The sequence below is a fragment of the Amycolatopsis roodepoortensis genome, from assembly GCF_024628825.1.
Lineage (GTDB): Bacteria > Actinomycetota > Actinomycetes > Mycobacteriales > Pseudonocardiaceae > Amycolatopsis > Amycolatopsis roodepoortensis.
In genome coordinates this window covers 5,962,551-5,979,941 of sequence record NZ_CP102415.1, presented here as the reverse complement: position 1 = coordinate 5,979,941, position 17,391 = coordinate 5,962,551, and the positions used below count along the sequence as shown (strand labels likewise).

At 68.7% G+C, this 17,391-nt stretch carries 19 protein-coding genes; 9 read left to right on the top strand and 10 right to left on the bottom strand.

The window, feature by feature from the left end:
• Positions 1-15 precede the first annotated feature (15 nt).
• The gene (locus tag NQK81_RS28580; RefSeq protein ID WP_257483985.1) at positions 16-900 is read left to right on the top strand and encodes an alpha/beta fold hydrolase; all 885 of its coding nucleotides are present in this window, start codon (positions 16-18) and stop codon (positions 898-900) included.
• Here NQK81_RS28580 and NQK81_RS28575 read toward each other — a convergent pair.
• The 3 genes from NQK81_RS28575 to NQK81_RS28565 form a co-directional block, all read right to left on the bottom strand.
• A complete protein-coding gene (locus NQK81_RS28575) occupies positions 881-1,642 on the bottom strand; it encodes a 2-keto-4-pentenoate hydratase (protein ID WP_257483984.1) in 762 nt (253 codons plus the stop codon). The two genes, NQK81_RS28580 and NQK81_RS28575, sit on opposite strands and share 20 nt — an antisense overlap.
• Entirely contained in the window at positions 1,639-2,436 is a 798-nt protein-coding gene (locus tag NQK81_RS28570) for a 2-keto-4-pentenoate hydratase (RefSeq protein WP_257483983.1), read from the bottom strand. Before NQK81_RS28570 ends, NQK81_RS28575 begins: the two co-directional genes overlap by 4 nt.
• Before the next feature lie 126 nt (positions 2,437-2,562).
• Positions 2,563-3,591 (bottom strand): IS30 family transposase, encoded by a 1,029-nt coding sequence (locus NQK81_RS28565; RefSeq protein ID WP_443092901.1) that lies wholly within the window; start codon positions 3,589-3,591, stop codon positions 2,563-2,565.
• A gap of 210 nt (positions 3,592-3,801) precedes the next feature.
• Here NQK81_RS28565 and NQK81_RS28560 point away from each other — a divergent pair, with 210 nt between their 5' ends.
• From NQK81_RS28560 to NQK81_RS28545, 4 genes are all read left to right on the top strand, one after another.
• Positions 3,802-4,374 (top strand): hypothetical protein, encoded by a 573-nt coding sequence (locus NQK81_RS28560; RefSeq protein WP_257483981.1) that lies wholly within the window; start codon positions 3,802-3,804, stop codon positions 4,372-4,374.
• 34 nt (positions 4,375-4,408) lie between these two features.
• Complete coding sequence (locus NQK81_RS28555) at positions 4,409-4,816, top strand: CoA-binding protein (protein ID WP_126730277.1); 408 nt, start codon at positions 4,409-4,411, stop codon at positions 4,814-4,816.
• Between the two features lie 281 nt (positions 4,817-5,097).
• A complete protein-coding gene (locus NQK81_RS28550) occupies positions 5,098-5,880 on the top strand; it encodes an IclR family transcriptional regulator (RefSeq protein WP_005165190.1) in 783 nt (260 codons plus the stop codon).
• Position 5,881: 1 nt separating this feature from the next.
• Positions 5,882-7,573, top strand: a complete 1,692-nt coding sequence (locus NQK81_RS28545; RefSeq protein ID WP_257483980.1) for an L-lactate permease — start codon at positions 5,882-5,884, stop codon at positions 7,571-7,573.
• Here NQK81_RS28545 and NQK81_RS28540 read toward each other — a convergent pair.
• Positions 7,554-7,796, bottom strand: coding sequence for a hypothetical protein (locus NQK81_RS28540; RefSeq protein WP_257483979.1), 243 nt, complete (start codon positions 7,794-7,796; stop codon positions 7,554-7,556). The genes NQK81_RS28545 and NQK81_RS28540 overlap by 20 nt on opposite strands.
• 170 nt (positions 7,797-7,966) lie before the next feature.
• Here NQK81_RS28540 and NQK81_RS28535 point away from each other — a divergent pair, with 170 nt between their 5' ends.
• Both NQK81_RS28535 and NQK81_RS28530 read left to right on the top strand, forming a co-directional pair.
• Entirely contained in the window at positions 7,967-8,839 is an 873-nt protein-coding gene (locus tag NQK81_RS28535; protein WP_257483978.1) for a nuclease, read from the top strand.
• A 121-nt stretch (positions 8,840-8,960) separates the two neighbouring features.
• On the top strand, positions 8,961-9,356 hold the full coding sequence (locus NQK81_RS28530) for a sigma factor-like helix-turn-helix DNA-binding protein (RefSeq protein WP_257483977.1): 396 nt from the start codon (positions 8,961-8,963) through the stop codon (positions 9,354-9,356).
• 165 nt (positions 9,357-9,521) lie between these two features.
• On the opposite strand, the gene NQK81_RS28525 is transcribed toward NQK81_RS28530, so the two are convergent.
• Together NQK81_RS28525 and NQK81_RS28520 are read right to left on the bottom strand one after the other, a co-directional pair.
• A complete protein-coding gene (locus tag NQK81_RS28525) occupies positions 9,522-10,796 on the bottom strand; it encodes an RNA polymerase sigma factor (RefSeq protein ID WP_126730270.1) in 1,275 nt (424 codons plus the stop codon).
• A 132-nt stretch (positions 10,797-10,928) separates the two neighbouring features.
• Positions 10,929-11,345: a YciI family protein gene (locus NQK81_RS28520; protein ID WP_257483976.1), complete on the bottom strand. Its 417-nt coding sequence runs from the start codon at positions 11,343-11,345 to the stop codon at positions 10,929-10,931.
• Positions 11,346-11,477: 132 nt separating this feature from the next.
• Here NQK81_RS28520 and NQK81_RS28515 point away from each other — a divergent pair, with 132 nt between their 5' ends.
• Positions 11,478-12,485 (top strand): small ribosomal subunit Rsm22 family protein, encoded by a 1,008-nt coding sequence (locus tag NQK81_RS28515; protein WP_257483975.1) that lies wholly within the window; start codon positions 11,478-11,480, stop codon positions 12,483-12,485.
• Here the strand turns inward: NQK81_RS28515 and NQK81_RS28510 are convergent.
• The 4 genes from NQK81_RS28510 to NQK81_RS28495 form a co-directional block, all read right to left on the bottom strand.
• Positions 12,467-13,381, bottom strand: a complete 915-nt coding sequence (locus tag NQK81_RS28510; protein ID WP_257483974.1) for a LysR family transcriptional regulator — start codon at positions 13,379-13,381, stop codon at positions 12,467-12,469. The two genes, NQK81_RS28515 and NQK81_RS28510, sit on opposite strands and share 19 nt — an antisense overlap.
• A 52-nt stretch (positions 13,382-13,433) precedes the next feature.
• Entirely contained in the window at positions 13,434-14,147 is a 714-nt protein-coding gene (locus tag NQK81_RS28505; protein ID WP_257483973.1) for a GAF and ANTAR domain-containing protein, read from the bottom strand.
• Positions 14,148-14,177: 30 nt separating this feature from the next.
• A complete protein-coding gene (locus tag NQK81_RS28500) occupies positions 14,178-15,023 on the bottom strand; it encodes a GAF and ANTAR domain-containing protein (RefSeq protein WP_257483972.1) in 846 nt (281 codons plus the stop codon).
• A gap of 179 nt (positions 15,024-15,202) precedes the next feature.
• Positions 15,203-15,823, bottom strand: coding sequence for a sigma-70 family RNA polymerase sigma factor (locus NQK81_RS28495; RefSeq protein ID WP_257483971.1), 621 nt, complete (start codon positions 15,821-15,823; stop codon positions 15,203-15,205).
• A 305-nt stretch (positions 15,824-16,128) separates the two neighbouring features.
• On the opposite strand from NQK81_RS28495, the gene NQK81_RS28490 reads away from it, so the two are divergent.
• Complete coding sequence (locus tag NQK81_RS28490) at positions 16,129-17,316, top strand: beta-1,3-glucanase family protein (protein ID WP_257483970.1); 1,188 nt, start codon at positions 16,129-16,131, stop codon at positions 17,314-17,316.
• Positions 17,317-17,391: the final 75 nt, after the last annotated feature.

The following is a 17,391-nucleotide window of genomic DNA, read 5'->3' as shown; positions in this document are numbered from 1 at the left end:
GGTCACACTGTCCTGATGCCGGAGAAGATCGCCGAAGTGAACGGCGTCCAGCTGTGCCACGAGACGTTCGGCTCGCCGGACGGCAGGCCGCTGCTGATGATCATGGGTTTGGCGTCGCAGATGATCTGGTGGGACGACGAACTCTGCGAGAACCTCGCGGCCGAGGGGTTCTATGTCATCCGCTACGACAACCGGGATGCCGGCCGGTCCAGCCGGATGTCCGGCCGGGCGAACCTGCCGCTCGCGTACGCCCTGCGCACGGCGCCGTACTCCTTGGCGGACATGGCGGGGGACGCCGCGGGACTGCTGACCGCGCTCGGTGTCGAGAGCGCGCACGTCGTGGGCGCGTCGATGGGCGGGATGGTCGCGCAGACGCTGGCCATCGAGTACCCGTCGCGCGTGCGGTCGCTGACGTCGATCATGTCGACCACCGGCAACCGGTTCGTCGGGCGGCCGAGCGCCAAGGCGATGGCGATGCTGCTGACGGCGCCCCCGCGCGGCCGCGAGGAGTATGTCGATTCGCTGGTGCGCACCTTCCGCGTCATCGGCTCGCCCGGTTACCCCTTCGACGAGGCGCGGATGCGTGAGCGCGCGGAGCGGTCCTTCGATCGCGGCGTCAACCCCGGCGGCACAGCGCGGCAGCTGGCGGCGATCGTTTCGAGCCGGGATCGCTTCCGCGCGTTGCGGAAACTCGAAGTACCCGCGCTGGTCGTACACGGTTCGAAGGATCCGCTCGTCCACGTGTCCGGCGGCCGGGCGACGGCCCGCGCGCTGCGGGAGTCCGAAGTGGACATCGTCCCCGGAATGGGGCACGACCTCCCGCGCGCGATCTGGCCACGGCTGACCCGCGGCCTGGTCCGGACGGCCGACCGCGCCGACGTCAAGACCCGGCGAGCGTGATCGAGCCCAGATGCGAGAAATGCGCCGCCACCCGTGAACCCGGGCGTACGTCGACGGCGTCGGTCATCCCTCCGGTGAGCACGATCCAGCCCGGCTCCAGCGCGAGTCCGCGAGCGCCGAGGATGTTGGCCGCCAGCGCCAGGGCCTCCGCCGGATGCCCCTGCACGGCCGCGCCGGTGGCGGTGTCGACGATCGCGCCGTCGACCTCGAGCAACGCCGCCTCCAGCGAAAGATCCACTGTGGACGGTTCGGCGCCGACCGGGCCGAGGGTGAAGTACGCCGAGAAACCGTTGTCCGCCACGACGTCCGGCAGTTTGCCCCGGTAGTCGCGGTAGCGGCTGTCGACGATCTCGATACCGCCGTGGACCCGGCTCACCGCCGCCATCGCGGTCGCCGCGGTCACGCCGGGGCCCGCGAGTCGTTCCCCCAGCACGAAAGCCAGCTCGGGTTCCGCACGCGGGTGGATCAGCGACGGCACCGGGACACCGGCGGGCAGCACCATCGCGTCGGTCAGCCACGCGAGCAACGGCGAGTCGATCCCCATGCGCCGCTGCATCGCCCGTGACGTCAGGCCCAGCTTGACGCCGACCACCGTCTCACCGCGCGCACGCCGAAGCCGCAGAGCCTCGTCCTGGATCGCATAGGCGGTATCGACGTCCAAATCGGGCCACGCGTCGGTCAGTGGTTCGCGTTCTTCCCCGGACAGCAGCGCTTCCGCCGCCTCCCGCACACCAAGGCTCACGGCCGTTCCTCCCCGGAGAACTTCGCGGTGACACTGCCGAGCCCCGCCATCGTCGCGACGACGGTGTCGCCGGGGCTCACCGGGATCGCGCGCGTCATCGAACCCGGCAGCACGACGTGCCCCGGTTCGAGCGCGACACCGAGCGGCCCGACCGTGTTCGCGAGCCAGACCAGCGCGTTCACCGGCGAGCCGAGCACCGCGCCGCCGGCCCCGGTCGCCGCGATCTCGCCGTTCTGGTGCAGGACACAGCCCACCAGCCGCAGGTCGATGTCGCCGATCGCGGTCGGCCTGCTGCCGAGGACGACACCGCCCGAAGACGCGTTGTCCGCGATCGTGTCGACGATGCTGATCTTCCAGTCCTGGATGCGGGAATCGACGATCTCCAGCGCCGGGACGACGAAGTCCACGGCCCGCAGCGCGTCCGCCACCGTGACGCCGGGGCCGCGCAGCCGCGAGCCGAGCACGAACGCGATCTCCGGCTCGATCCGCGGCTGCAGGAAGCCGCCGATCGGGATCGGCTGGTGTTCGAGGTGGAACATCGAGGCGGTCAGGTGGCCGTAGTCGGGCTGGTCGACGCCCATCTGCCGCTGCATGGCGGCGGACGCGAGCCCGACCTTGTGCCCGCGCACCTCGTCGCCGCGTTCGGCCCAGTGGCGGACGAGCCGCTGCTGGATGCGGTACGCGTCCTCCAGGGTCGCGCCGGGATAGGACTCGATGAGGGGCGCGATCGGTTTGCCGGTCTCGTACGCGCTGAGCAGCGCGGCCGCGGCCTCCTGCAGCGTGCTGGCGTCCATGGGCTCCTTCCGACAGCCGAACTCTGCCCCGTCACCGATGCCCGCACAAGACGCCCGTTCCACTGGCCGGTACGCACGGGTCAGGCCGGGTCTTGGCCGCCGCCGTGTCGCGAAAGCCAGGCGGTTTCAACTGGTTGTTGCAAGTAGTGCTTTGTCGAGTGCTTGTGCTGGTGTGAGGAGGTCGAGTGTAGGGCGTGGTCGGGTGTTGAGGCGTAGGGCGATGGCGTCGCAGTGGGTTTGGGTGAGGTGGCGTAGGTCTGAGCCTTTGGGCCAGTAGTGGCGTAGGAGGCCGTTGGTGTTTTCGTTGCTGCCGCGTTCCCAGGGGCTGTGGGGGTTGCAGAAGTAGACCTGTAGTCCGGTGTCCAGGGTGAATTGGGCGTGCTGGGCCATTTCGTTGCCTTGGTCCCAGGTCAGCGACCGTTTCAGTTCGGTGGGCAGGGTGGTGATCATGCTGGTGAGCAGTTCCCGGACTTCGACGGCCTTGTGGGTGTCGGGCAGGGGGGCCAGCAACACGAATCGGGAGTGGCGTTCGACCAGGGTGATGACCGCGCCCTGGCCGACCGCGCCGAGGATCAGGTCGCCTTCCCAGTGACCGGGCACGGCCCGGTCGGCGGCCTCGGCGGGGCGTTCACTGATCGGGGTCATCCCGGTGATCCGGCCCTTGCGGCGGCTGGAGGTGCTGGTGCGTGACCGGCGCTGGTCCCGGCCCGACCGCAGATGCTCGGTGAGTTCGTTGCGGAGTTCACCACGAGTCTGGATGAACAGTGACTGGTAGATCGTCTCGTGACTCACCCGCATAGCCTGATCGTCGGGGAACAACCTCGGCAACATCAGGGAGATCAGCCGGGGTGACCAGTCCGCTTGCAGCAGACCGGTCACCACCGCCGCCAACGTGCCGACCAGCAGATGGGCTTTCGGGCGCCGGCCGCGTTCGACGGCCAGGCGCTGGGCTCGGTCGGCCCGGTAGCGGCGGGGCCGGCCATCGACCTTGGTACCGGGCCTGGAACACCGCGGTCCACCACCACGGCGTACTTCTCGTGAAATCGTCGAGGGCGACTTACCCAAGACCTTCGCCACCGCGTCCTGGCTCAAACCTTGATCCAAACCGTTCTGGATCTTCTCCCGCTCCTCGCGCGTCAACCGGGCTCCTGGCATGCCGATCTCCCTATCAGCCACCACAACTTGCAACAACCGATTGAAACCGCCCCACTTTCGCGACGTCTGATGTCCCGAAAGTGGCTTTCGCGACACGCCGACGATCGGTTACCGCGCCTCAGGGGCCCGCGGTCGGCGGCCTCGTCTCGGGAACGACTGATTAGGCCGAAAGGGTCTCGCGGGACCCCGGTCATCACCTAGCCTGCTCCCATGTCCGATTGGGCGCTCTCACGGGCGAAGGCCAGGATCGACCGCCGCGAAGAGCTCGACGAGCTCACCGCGCGCATCCGCTACGAGGTGCGGGTGCACCTCAACGAGCCCACCGCGCACAACGCCTACGACGAGCTGACCGACATCTTCGCCATCGGGCACGCGGAGTGTTCGGCGCTGCTGAAGCACCGCCGCGTCCTGCCGCTGTGGGAGCGGCTGCTGCTCCAGCGCTACACCCGCCGTCTCTACGGCAAGGCGGTCTCGACGACCGTCGGTGACCTCCCTGCCGACGCGGGGCCCGCGCCCGCGGCCGCGTTCGGCCCGGAGATCGCTTCCCTGACACCGGATTCCGGTGACACCGGCGCGAAATTCGACCTGCAGGGCCGCGGCCTGGTCAACGTCTTCCGCATCGCCGCCGGGCGGCATGGCGAGATCTGGCCCGATCGCCACGACGTCGCGACGACGTCCGCGCGCAGCGTCCTCACCTGTTCCGCGGTCTTCCTGCGGCGCCGCGCCTGGCACGTCGTCTGGCCGGTGTACCGGGTGCGCGGCCTGCGGCTCTGGAAGCTCTAGGAATGCGCGGCCGTCCGCCGTCGTTGAACCCGGCATGACCGATCGCGCCACCGAAATCCTCGCCGGATCGAAGACGATCGCCGTCGTGGGGCTGAGCCGCGATCCGGCGAAGGCCTCGCACGGGGTCGCCGCCGTGCTGCAGGCACACGGGTTCCGGATCATCCCCGTCCATCCCTCGGCCGACGAGCTGCTGGGCGAGAAGGTCTACCGCTCGCTCACCGAAATCCCCGAGCCGGTCGACCTGGTCGACGTCTTCCGGCCGTCAGAGGACACCCCGCCGATCGCCGAACAGGCGGTCGCGATCGGCGCGAAAGCGCTCTGGCTCCAGCAGGGCATCGTCTCGGCCGAGTCCCGACGGATCGCCGAAGAAGGCGGGCTGGCCTACGTCGAAGACCGCTGCACCGCCGTCGTCCGAGCGGTCGCGAATCTGTCCGTACGTTAGAAACGCACTTCGCGCCGAACCCCCGCCACGATTTTCCGGCGGGGGTTCGTTCATATCCGTGAACAAAGAAATGACCTTTGAAGTCATACCCCGATTCGGATCCGCCGAACGGATTGGTCCAATCCGGTGATCTTGACCAGAAGCCTCCGAACTGGGAAAACTTGTCCGGTCGTCAGTTTGTTAAGAAACCTTCCCAAGGGTCGGGCGAACTGTTAACGTCCGAATCCGCTTAGCGGAAACCGGTGCCGATCATCGGCACCCCGGTCCAACGGAGGGGCGAAGTGGGCACACCACGGGGCCTGGATTCCAGTGGCACACTCGAGCGCGGGCTCGCGGTTCTCGAGCACGTCGGTCAGAACCAGGAGATTTCCACCAACGCGATCGCCCGGCAACTAGGTCTCTCCCGGAGCGCCGCGTACCGCATCGTCGGCACCCTCAAGAACCTCGAATACCTCGAAGCCGATCGCGCCACCGGCCGCGTGCGGCTTGGTACCCGGCTGGTCGAACTCGGCGCCCGCGCGATGGCGGCGACCGACCTTCACCGCTGTGCGCCGCGCTATCTCGCGTCGCTCGCCGAACGCAGCGGCGAAACGACGTATCTCGCCGTCCCGGACAACGACACGATGGTCTACGTCGCCACCGAACGCAGCGCCAACGCCGTCACCCTGGCCTGCCGCCTCGGCACCCGCCGCCCGCAGCACGCGACGTCGCTGGGCAAGGCGTGGCTGGCGGCACTGCCCGAACAGGACCGCGTCGAACGCATCCGCCGGATGAAACTCGACAGTCTCACGCTCAAGACGATCAACGATCCCGCCCGGCTCCTCGACGACCTGGCCAGGACCAGCCGCCGTGGCTGGGCCGTGGACGACGTCGAGAACGAGCCGGACGTGGGCTGTGTGGCCGCCGCCGTCCGCGACCACACCGGACGGCCGATCGCCGCGATCAGCATCGCGGGCCCCGCCGGCCGGGTGCTCCGCCGCACCGACGAACTGGGCGCGACGGTGGCGGGCACCGCGGCCGCGCTGTCGCTCCGGCTGGGTTACGTCCGCGCGCAAAGGGGCTGAGGTGGGCTGGGTCCAGGACTACCAGCCGGCGGGCGGGCTCTGGCTGTCCGCCGCGCTGGCGGCGCTGCCGATCATCGTGCTGCTGGTGACGCTGGGGGTCCTGCGCCGGTCGGCGCATCTCTCGGCGGCGCTGGCCCTGATCACCGCGCTGCTGGTCGCGGTACTGCTGTACCGCATGCCCGCCGGGCTCGCCCTCGATTCCGCGGCCATGGGTCTCGTGTTCGGGGTGTGGTCGGTGGCCTGGATCGCGTTCCACGCCGTGTACTTCCACAACGTCACCGTCGCGACGGGACGCTTCGACGACATCAAGGCGGTCCTCGCCGGATTCAGCGAGGACCGCCGCCTCCAGGCGCTGCTGATCGCGTTCGGCTTCGGCGCGCTCTTGGAAGGGATCGCGGGCGGCGGCTCGCCGATCGCGATCACCGCGGCGATGATGGCCGCGCTCGGTTTCCCGCCGGTGAAGGCGGTCGTGCTCGCGTTGCTGGCGAACACCGCGCCGGTCGCGTTCGGCGGCCTCGGCAATCCGCTGATCGTGCTGGGCAGGCTGACCGCGCCGATCCTCGGGATGCAACAGGAACAGGCGACGGAACTGTTCTCGTCGATGGTCGGCCGTCAGCTTCCGTTGCTGGCGTTGATCGTTCCCGGTTTCCTGATCGTGGTCCTCGCGGGCTGGAAACGGATGATCGAGGTCTGGCCCGCCGTGCTGACGGCCGGGCTGTCGTTCGCGGTCATGCAGTTCGTCACCTCGAACTTCATCAGCCCGAGCCTCGTCGACGTCGTCGCCGCGCTCGCCGCGATGGCGTCACTGTGGATCTTGACGCGGTTCTGGCAGCCGTCCGCGGTCTGGCGTTTCGACGGCGAAGAACCCGTGCGGACCGGGGCGAGCCTCGGCGCCGCGAAGGCCGGGCGCGGCGCGCTGTACGCCTGGGCGCCGTACATCGTCCTGATCGCGGCGATCTTCCTTTCGCGCATCGGCACGATCTTCAAGGACCTGCCCGAATGGCTGGACCTGACGAAGCTGCTGCACAAGGCCGATTGGGTGTTCGCGTGGCCGGGACTGCACAAGGAGGTCGTCCAGCACGCGCCGATCACGCCGAAGGACACCCCGTACGCGGCGACGCTGACCGTCGATTTCCTTTACTCGCCGGGAACCGTGGCCCTGATCGCGGCGATCGGCGCGGGATTCCTGATGGGCGCGAAACCGCGGCTGCTGCTGGCGACCTATCGCCGGACCCTGCACCAGATGCGCTGGGCGCTGGCGACGATCTTCATGATCCTCGCGATCGCGTTCGTCATGAACTACTCGGGTGCGACACAGACCCTCGGCCTCGCGCTGGCGACCACCGGCGTGCTGTTCCCGTTGTTCTCCGCCTACATCGGCTGGCTGGGCGTCTTCCTCACCGGATCGGACGCGTCGACGAACAGTCTCTTCGGGCCGATGCAGGTGATTTCGGCTCAGCAGCTGCACGTCGACCCGATCCTCGCCGGCGCGACCAACACCTCCGGCGGCGTGATGGGCAAGATGATCTCGCCGCAGAACCTGTCCATCGGCGCCACCGCGATCGGGCGCTCCGGGCAGGAGGGCGCGCTGCTGCGGCAGACCTTCCTGTGGTCGGTCGCACTGACCGCCGTGGTCGGGGTGATCTCGCTGCTTCAGGCGACGGTGCTGGACTTCATGATCCCTGGTCGTTGAGCCGGATCAGGCCCGCTTCGGTCGGCCGGAAACCGCAGGCGCCGAAGTAGAACGGACCGAGTTCCGGCACGAAGTCGACGTGCGGCCATTCGCAGCCCGCCGTGCCGATGCCCCGGTGCTGATGGGTCCCGCGGGTCTTCGTGTCGAGCAGGAAGGCGTGCGCGGCGCCGTCGAGGGCTGTGATCCAACGGGCTTCCCGTCGTGCGAACGGACGAGATCCCACATCACGTCGCCGGTGACCGGGTCGCCAGCATCCACGAAACGATCATTCCGTGCCAACCGCTCCGAAGATCTCCGAGAATGTCCACAATGGTCACCCGTTCTTAACCCGCGACTGCTCTGGATGGATGAACGCATGGTTCGTTCACCGGAATGAGAACTACCGTTGTCCTCATGCCCATGACGCTGATCAAAGGTACGTTCCAGCTCGTCGGAGCCTCACCGGACGGCGATTCGGTACGGTTCTATCCCGAGGATCCACAGGCGACCAAGAAAGCGGGCCTGAAGGTCCGGCTCAATTCGCGGGGCGGGATGCAGCTGCGGCTCGACGCGATCGACGCGCTCGAAACGCATTACCAGGCCAGGGGAACCGGCGGGATGTGGCATCAGCCCGCGGAGTTCGCGGACGCCGCCGCGGCGAACCTGCTGAAGGCGCTCGGTTTCAAGACCGTCGAACGCGACGAACGGGGAACGGTCACTTCCTCGACGCCGATCAAGGTAGCCGGTCACATACTGACGCGATTCGCCGACAAATACGGACGGGCGGTCGCGTTCGCCTTTCCCGGGCAACGGCCGGGACGGTCGGCGGACCTTTCCAAGGTCCATCTCGACGTCAAAACGCTGAAGAACTCCGCGAACTACCGGCAGGTCGCGGACGGGCTCGTCTACCCGACTTTCTATTCGATGCTTTACCCCGATCTGCGTGACGCCTTGGCCGAGGCGGCGGTCAAGGCGCGCGAGAACGGGCTCGGGCTGTGGCCCCGTGACGTCACGAACTCCGGGTTCAAGCTCTCGTCGCGGCGGCAACTGGCCGACGAACTGGTGATCCTGCCGAAACTGTTCCGCAGGCTCGTCGACTACCTCGCGCTCGACGAAAGCGGCGGGGTCTCGCTGAGCGGCTTCTCCGACTTCCTCGATTCCCGCAACGACCGGCTGTTCACCGTCCCGGACGGGCACGCGACGGAATTCGAGACCTTGGTGAGCGTGAAGCGGCAGACCGTGAACCTGACGATCGAGCCGGAGCGGATCGTCTTCATCGAGGCCTGAGCCGCCCGTGTCGGCAAAAAGACCGTACCTCCCTCCCTCTCCGGCGTGCTCATCTGAAAGGTGGGAGAGGGAGCCGATGGAAGGACACGGTTCGCGACGGCCGGAGGAGGCCGGCGGGCGGATGGAGACAGCCTCGAATCTCGTCGACACCGTCCGCGTCCTGGTCGTGCGCTACTGCCGGGCGCGGATCGGCCGCCGTGCGGGCACCTACGAAATCGCCGACGCCGTCGCGGGAGACAGCTGCCGCGAGATCATCGCCGGGGCGGCCGGCGCTCCCGCGCTCCTCACGTTCGCCTACGACGTCATGCGCGGCCTGGTGGACGACTTCCACCGGACCGCGGCCGAACTGCCGAACCCGCTTTCGGGACTGCCGGGCCAGCAGCGCGAGATCATGGTGCTGCGGTCGCTCGTCGGGCTCTCCGCCGCCGACACCGCGCTGGCGCTCGGCTGCTCCGTCCAGGCCGTCCGGCTGGGGCAGCACCGGGCGCTGAGCGCCCTGCGCCCCGCCCCCGCCTGACTAGGCCGTGTCCTGCAAGTCATGTTCGATGGGCTTCGTGATCCAGGTGGTTCCTGACGGTGCGGGCGGGTCGGCCTCGTACCGGGTCGTACTCGGCCGAGCCCGCCCGTGCCGTCAGGGAGCGCCTGGGCGCGGAGATCGCGAACATGACTTGCAGGACACGGCCTAAACGCGGGGGGTGCACTCCGCGGCCCGGTTCAGCAGCAGGGTGCGCTCCCGGTCGTTCCCGGTCATCTCGGCCGCGCGCTCGAACTCGGCGCGGGCCTCGTCGAGGCGGCCGAGCTTCGACAGGAAGTCGCCGCGCACACTCGGCAGCAGGTGGTACGACTTCAGCGCGGGCTCCGACAGCAGCTTGTCGACGACTTCGAGCCCCGCCTCCGGCCCGACGGCCATCGACAGCGCCACGGCCCGGTTCAGTTCGATCACCGGCGACGGGTTCAGCTTCCCGAGCCCTTCGTACAGCACGGCGATACGCGCCCAGTCGGTCTCGTCGCCCGTTCGCGCCCGCGCGTGACAGGCGGCGATGGCGGCCTGCGCCGCGTAGACGCCGAAAGCGCCATCCGCCAGCGACTCGGCGAGCTCCAGCGCGGCTAGACCACGGCCGATCAGGAGCCGGTTCCACTTCGTCCGGTCCTGATCCATCAGCAGTACGGGTTCGCCGTTCGGCCCGACGCGCGCGGCGGACCGCGAAGCCTGGATCTCCATCAGCGCGACGAGGCCGTGCACCTCGGGTTCCTTCGGCATCAGCCCGGCCAGGATCCGGCCGAGCCGCAGTGCCTCTTCGCACAACGCCGGGCGCATCCAGTCCTCGCCCGCCGTCGCCGAATAACCCTCGTTGAAGATCAGGTAGATGACCTCGAGCACCGAGGACAGGCGCGCGACCCTGTCCTGGCCTTCGGGTACCTCGAACGGCACCTTGGCGTCGCCGAGGGTCTTCTTCGCCCGGACGATCCGCTGCGCGATGGCGGTCTCCTTGGCGAGGAACGCCCGCGCGATCTCGTGCGTCTGGAGCCCGCCGATCATCTTCAGCGTCAACGCCACCCTGGCCTCGGTCGACAGCACGGGGTGGCAGGCGGTGAACACCAGCCGCAGCAGATCGTCCTCGATATGGTCGTCGAGACCCGCGGTGAAGTCGGGATCCTCCTCGAACTCCAGCTCGCGGCCGATCTCGCCGAGCTTCTTCTCGTACCGCTCGTTGCGCCGGAAGGTGTCGACGGCGCGTCGTTTCGCCGTGGTCATGAGCCAGGCGCCCGGATTCCTCGGGACGCCCGACTCAGGCCACTGTTCGAGCGCGGCGACCAGCGCGTCCTGCGCCAGTTCCTCCGCGAGTCCGACGTCGCGCGTCATCCGCGCGAGGCCGGCGATGAGGCGGGCCGATTCGATCCGCCACACCGCGTCGATCGCCGAACGGGGGTCTGCTGTTGCCGTCACGCCGACCAATCAACATCGTCGGCGCGACGACCGCAACCCTGGCGGTGTCCGGGCCGGGTGGGTCGTGAGTGGCGTTTCGGGTTCTAACCCGAAACGCCACTCACGACCCCCTGGACCGCGAACGGACTCACCGGACAGCGCCTAGTTCCCCTCGGCCTGCTCCCGCAGCTTGCGCTCGTGCTCGACGATCTCCGGCGTCGCGTTGTCGAAATCCTCCAGCTCGGCGATCCGGCGGATCTCGATCTCGCCCTCGCGGAACGGCGCGCGCTTCATCCATTCGACGACCTCCGCCCGGTCCTTCACCTGCAGGATCCAGAAACCCGCGATGAGTTCCTTGCTCTCCGCGAACGGCCCGTCGACGACCCTGGCCTCCGAGGTGCCGGAGTACTGGATGCGGAATCCCTCGGCGCTGGGCAGCAGGCCTTCACCCGCGAGCATGACGCCGGCCTTCACCAGTTCCTCGTTGAACTTCCCCATCTCCTGCAGCTCTTCGGCGCTCGGCTGCGCACCGGCCACGTCGGTCTTCTCGTCGCTCTTGACAATCACCATGAACCGCATCTGAGTCTCCGTTCCCGGCGGGGCTCGTCCCTGCCACATCTACGCGTCGATCGGGCACCCCAGGTTTCGACACGGTCCCCGAACTTTTTCCGCGGTCATTCGAGCAGCCGGAAAACCGCAGGTCAAGCGCTCATGCGAGAATGTCCCCCCGTGGCGTCCCTCCCCGAAACCCTCCGCTCCGCCCTCGACGAAGAGCTGGGCAAGTACCCGCAGAACAGGCTGACGCGGTCCGTCGAGCGGCTCAGCACGCGCTACCGCGAGAACAACCCCGCGAGCGCGCCCATCCTCTCTTCCGACGTCGACATCGCGGCGTACGCGGGCTACCGGATGCCGGCCACGTACGCGGCCGTACACGCCGTTCTCGCCGAAGCAGCCCTCCGCGCTCCTGGGTTCGCTCCGCGGACGCAGATGGACGTCGGCGGCGGGACGGGTGCCGCGATCTGGGCGGCGGCCGATGTGTGGCCGTCGCTGGAGGAGAGCACCGTCGTCGAGCAGGTCCCGGGCGCGATCGCGCTGGGGCGTCGGCTCGCCGGGAACGCCGGGGACAAGGCCGTCCGGGGCTCGACCTGGCGGCGTGGCCTGATCGACCCGGCCGCGCCCGCGCCGGAGGCCGACCTGGTGACCCTCTCCTATGTACTCGGCGAGCTGCCCGAAGCCCGCCGGGCCGACACCGTCCGCTGGCTGTCGGCGAAGGCCGGGATGCTCGTCCTGATCGAGCCCGGCACCCCCGCCGGCTACGAACGGATCGTCGAAGCGCGCGATCAGCTCGTCGAGCTCGGGCTCTCCCTGGTCGCGCCCTGTCCGCACGAGGGCGCGTGCCCGATCCCGCGTGGCAAGGACTGGTGCCATTTCGCCGCGCGGCTCCCGCGCACCGGCCTGCACCGCCAGCTCAAGTCCGGAACGCTCGGCTTCGAGGACGAGAAGTTCTCCTACGTCGTCGCGTCGCGCACGGCGCCGGAACGCGCCGAAGCCCGCATCCTGCGGCATCCGGCCAAACGCAAGGGCATGGTCGGCCTCTCCCTCTGCGCCGGGGCCGGGCTCACCGAAACGATCGTCACCAAACGGCACGGCGCTGCCTACCGAGCGGCCCGCGACGCCGAATGGGGCGACGCCTGGCCCGATCAGTCCACAGTGGACTGACGATTCCGCCGCACCTGATTGCCGACGGCGGCGAGCAACGCGCCCAGCGCCGGATTGTCGTTGCTCCGCCGCCACATCAGTTCGAGTTCGACCGGGCGGTTCTCGACCCCGTCCACCGGGCGGAACACCACCCCCTCGAAGCGCAGCGTGGCGGCCGCGGCCGGCACCAGCGCGACCCCGAGTTCCGCCTTCACCAGCGCGAGCACCGTATGCACCTGACAGGGATACTGCGTGTACTCCGGCACCACCCGGGCGGCGCGGAACACCGCCACGAGCAGGTCGTGGAAATAGCGGCCCTCCGACGGCGAATACATGATGAACGGCTCGCCGTCGAAGTCACGGACATCGGGGTTCTTCTTGCGCCGCGCCAACGGATGCGCCGACGGCAGCGCCGCCAGCAGCGGCTCCCGCCACAGCGGCAGGGTCACGACGTCGGCCCCCGTGACCGGCGGCCGGATCATGCCGAGGTCGATCCCACCCGCCAGCAGCTCCTCCACCTGCGCCGCCGTCACCATCTCCCGGAGCACGAGATCGACACCGGGCACCTCGGCGTTCGCCACGGCGATGACGCGTTCGAGATAGGAATACGCCGCCGTGGCGGTGAAACCGAGCGTGACGACCCCGGCCTCGCCCTTCTTCGCCCGCCGGGCGTACAGCGTCGCCTCCTGCGCCGAACGAAGGATCTTCCTTGCCTCGGCGAGAAAAACCCGTCCCGCTGGAGTCAGCCGGACGGCGCGATGCGTCCGGTCGAAAAGCTCGACCCCCAGTTCCCGCTCCAGCAACTGGATCCGCCTGCTCAACGGCGGCTGGGTCATCGAGAGCCGCTCCGCCGCCCGGCCGTAGTGCAGTTCCTCGGCCACCGCGACGAAACTCACCAGCTGCTCCAGGGAAAACACCCAGCCAGTCTAGGTATCGCCGAGGGGCGGACAAGCGCCGAATCGGTATCGTTCAATGCGGGATTTCCACTGTGCGGTCGACGATCCCGGCCGCCACGGAAAGGATCTTGCGATTGTTGCTCCGCGCGTAGGCGCGCAATACGCCGAACGCGTCGTCCACCGAAACCCGAAGGCGTTCGGCGAGAACGCCCTTCGCCTGCTCGATGATCACCCTGCTGTTCAACGCCGTCTGCAGCTGCGCGGTGACGATCTCCTGCCGCTGCAACATCCGGTGGTGCAGGATGCCGATCGTGGCGACGTCCGCGAGCGCCTGCCCCAAGCACAATCCGGCGGCGTCGAGCGACGCCGGGCTCGCGCCGAACAGGCTCAGTGCACCGATCACTTCCTCACGAAGCCGCATCGGCACGGCGTATACGGAACGGAATCCGGCCTTTTCGGCTTCTTTGGAGAACTTCGGCCAGCTTTCGCCCACCTTCGCCAGATCCGGGCAGTCCACCGGCTCGGCGTGCCGGTGGCAGTCCAGGCTCGGCCCCTCGGAGTTCCGGAGCTGGAACAGTTCGAGCAGGCGGGTCTTTTCATCGGACGCGGCGACCATGGTGAGCGTGCCGCGCGCGTCGGCGAGTACCAGCCCGGCCGCACCGACCCCGAGCAGCTCGACACATCTGCAGGCGAACAGATCGAGGAACTCGACGAGGTCGAAGTCCTCGACGAGGGTGTCCGCCAGCTGGACGAAGGTCTCGCGCAAGCCGGCCGTCAGGTCGGTCATCGTCTCCGCTGTCTCCTCGCGTTCAGATCGTCATGGTCCGGACCGGAACGTGACCCGGCGAAGCACCACGTCCGTGGCCACCTCGTCGAGCTTCCGGTCGTTGGCGTAGGCGAAGGCGCGCAAGCGCGCGAGCGCGTCCGCCGGCCCGATGCCGAGCTGGACCGACACCATGCCCGCGGCCTGATGCACCCGGTCGCGATGGCCGGTGAATCCGCGATCGATCAATCCGGCCAGCCCCGGCCCGCCGGCGTCGGCCTCGGCGATGGCGAGGGTGATCACCGCTTCGGCGCAGACGAGCGCCTGCGCCCGCCGTTCCCTCGACGGGGCACCGGCGAATTCGCGATAACAGTCGACGACGCCCACTTTGACCGCACCGGCCCGGATCGGCACCGCGATGATCGATTTCACGCTCCGGTCGACCGCCTCCGGCGCGAATATCGGCCATCGGAGTGACGCCTCCGAACTCGTCACATCGGTTACGACGACGAGCATACCGCCGCGCACCACTTCCACCGCCGGACCTTCACCCAAGGTGGACTGCAGATCCTCCAATTCGCGACTGCGTTCATCGGTGGCGAATACCGGCTCGGTGAGACCTCCGGCGGCGGTGAGCGTGAGCCCAACTCCCACCGCGTCGAGAACCTGTCCGCAAATGACGCAGGCGTGCTCGATCGAGACCGGTGAATCGGTTTCCGAAGCGAGAAAACACATCTTCGCCCAGATCGAAGCGGCGCGATCATGCTGTCGAATCCCCATGGCGTGCCTCCCGGCGTTGCCCCGAATCGAACGGGCTCGCCGGGAGCAGGGGCGAAACAGGTACGGCTTGTCCGCACTACGACCATCCTCCCACGTTTTCCGTGGCGAATCGCCCGGCACCAATGGTCCGTTCGGCCGGTTCCGGCTCACCGGTCCGCGCATAGGGTGGAACCCGAGACCGCTCGTCCCGGCCCCCGGCGGCGGCACTCGACGGCGAGCTCTGGAGGGGCCATGTGCGTTCGCATTCTCGAAACCCGTGCCAAACGGGAGAATCCTTTTGTCCGGCTGCTGATCCGTATTCAGCTCAAGGCGTCCTGGCGCTGAGCGCAGGCGCGCAGTCTGCTGATCGCGCGGTGTTTGGTCACCCGCACGCGTGACGACGTCGTCCCGAGCGCCGCCGCGGTCTCGTTCGACGTCAGTTCGCCGATCACCTGCATGCCGAGCACCTCCCGGTGGGAGGTCGGCAGCGTCCGCATCAGCCTGCCGAGCCGGAGACCGAGATCGGTCCGCAGGGCTCGCTGCTCGGGTTCCTCCGCGGCCCCGGCCGGCCGTTCGGGGAGCTCGCCGGTCAGCACCTGCTTGCTCCGCGCGGCCTTCCGGAAGACGTCGGCGACCTTGTTCGCCGCGATGGCGCGCAGGAGGAACAGGAAGGAGCCGCCGCGGCGGCCGTAGCCGGGGACCGCGACGAAGACCGCGAGGCAGATCTCCTGCGCCACGTCGGCCGGTTCGAGATAGGTCAGCTCATGACCGCCGAGGCGGGTCCTGGCGTACTGCCGCGCCCAGCTCGCGACGGCGGCCATCAGCTCGTCCATCCCGTCTGGCTCGCCGTCCACCGCGGCCTTGGCGAGGCCGTCCCAGCAGGCGGGGGAAATCCACGTCTCACCGCCGCCGGTTCTTCGCATCGGAAACTCGTCACGCATGTCCCGCTCCCCACGGATGAGAAAACCCGGCCGCCGGGGTCCAGGACGGAACCCGGCCAACGGTAGTCGAGGAATCCGGCCACCTCAATCGCCGAACGGCCCGCGACGAATTGTCCGACCCGGCGGAAAACCGGACAGATTCCCACCAGTGGTCTGGACATCTCCGCGTCAGGCGACGTAACTTCCCGTGCTGAGACCCCTCGCCAAGGTCACGCCCAGGCCGGGAACGCGCCCCCGGCCGACATCCGCAAGCACCGCCGCGGCGCGTCCACGCTCCGCGGCGGGATTCCGCCGAGGAGTGAACTGTGCGCATCCGCAAGAAGATCCGGCGCGTCTTGACCGCGTTGGCGGTCGCCCTCCCCCTGGTCACCGGAGTTTCGGCGCTTTCGGCACCCACCGCGGTCGCCGCGGGCCCCGATCCGCTGCCGCTGACCGTCACCAACAACTCGAACCGCTCGGACGCGGTCCACCTCTACGTGCTCGGCACGAACCTCAACACCGGCAAACTCGGCTACGTCAACGCCGGCGGCGCCTTCACCCCGTGGCCGCCGGGTGCGAACCCGCCGAGCCCCGCGCCGGACGTCTCGATCGCCGGCCCCGGCAACGGCGGCTCGACCACGCTGCGGATCCCGCGGATGCTCTCGGGCCGCGTCTACATGTCGTTCGGGCAGAAGATCAAGTTCTTCCTGACCCCGGACGGGCTGGTGCAGCCCGCGCCGTGGGCCGACGGCGACCCGAACCGCGACATCCTGTTCGACTGGAGCGAATTCACCTACGACAACGGCGGGCTGTTCATCAACAGCTCGCAGGTCGACATGTTCAGCGTGCCGCACGCCGTCGGGCTCACCAACGGGGCGGGCGCGAACAAGGAGGCCGGACGGCTCAAGGCGGGTGGCCGCGAAGCCATCTTCAACGCCGTCCAAGGACAGTCCGGTTTCTCGAACCTGGTGTACAACCGGTTGCGGGTGCTCGCTCCCGGCAAGGGGCTCGACACCGGCAAGTTCAGCGGGACCTACCTCGACGGCTACGTCACGAGCGCCTGGAACGCCTACAAGTCGACACCGCTGACCGTGGTCCCGTTCGAGGCCGAACCCGGCAAGAAGTTCACCGGCCGGACCGGCGGGGACGACGTCCTGCGCTTCACCGACACCTCGGGCGCGACGGTGGCGTCGTTCAGCAAGCCGAGCACCCGTGACGTCTTCAACTGCGACGGACGGCTGCACGCGCCGAACGACCAGGTCGTCGGCCCGATCGCGCGGACGCTGTGCGCGGCGCTGCACCGCTCGACCCTCGGCACCCTGCACACGCAGCCGACCTACGACGCGGGCCAGTTCTACAAGCAGGCCGTGACCGACCACTACTCGCGGATCGTGCACGAGCAGATGGTCGACGGGAAGGCGTACGGGTTCGCTTTCGACGACGTCGGGCACTTCGAGTCGCTGGTGCACGACGGGGATCCGCGGACCGCGCGGATCATTCTGACGGCTTTCTAGGCGCTGGGGCCGAAGGGGCTTTTCCCGCTGTGGGGAAGGGCCCCTTCACCGCGGGGGGCTGGGTCCGCTTCCGCC

Excerpts from the sequence above, each read along its gene's own strand:
- NQK81_RS28580 (WP_257483985.1), top strand. The coding sequence starts at position 16 with ATGCCGGAGAAGATCGCCGAAGTGAACGGCGTCCAGCTGTGCCACGAG.
- NQK81_RS28570 (WP_257483983.1), bottom strand. The coding sequence starts at position 2,436 with ATGGACGCCAGCACGCTGCAGGAGGCCGCGGCCGCGCTGCTCAGCGCG.
- NQK81_RS28565 (WP_443092901.1), bottom strand. The coding sequence starts at position 3,591 with ATGCCAGGAGCCCGGTTGACGCGCGAGGAGCGGGAGAAGATCCAGAAC.
- NQK81_RS28560 (WP_257483981.1), top strand. The coding sequence starts at position 3,802 with ATGTCCGATTGGGCGCTCTCACGGGCGAAGGCCAGGATCGACCGCCGC.
- NQK81_RS28555 (WP_126730277.1), top strand. The coding sequence starts at position 4,409 with ATGACCGATCGCGCCACCGAAATCCTCGCCGGATCGAAGACGATCGCC.
- NQK81_RS28535 (WP_257483978.1), top strand. The coding sequence starts at position 7,967 with ATGCCCATGACGCTGATCAAAGGTACGTTCCAGCTCGTCGGAGCCTCA.
- NQK81_RS28530 (WP_257483977.1), top strand. The coding sequence starts at position 8,961 with ATGGAGACAGCCTCGAATCTCGTCGACACCGTCCGCGTCCTGGTCGTG.
- NQK81_RS28520 (WP_257483976.1), bottom strand. The coding sequence starts at position 11,345 with ATGCGGTTCATGGTGATTGTCAAGAGCGACGAGAAGACCGACGTGGCC.
- NQK81_RS28515 (WP_257483975.1), top strand. The coding sequence starts at position 11,478 with ATGCGAGAATGTCCCCCCGTGGCGTCCCTCCCCGAAACCCTCCGCTCC.
- NQK81_RS28505 (WP_257483973.1), bottom strand. The coding sequence starts at position 14,147 with ATGACCGACCTGACGGCCGGCTTGCGCGAGACCTTCGTCCAGCTGGCG.
- NQK81_RS28495 (WP_257483971.1), bottom strand. The coding sequence starts at position 15,823 with ATGCGTGACGAGTTTCCGATGCGAAGAACCGGCGGCGGTGAGACGTGG.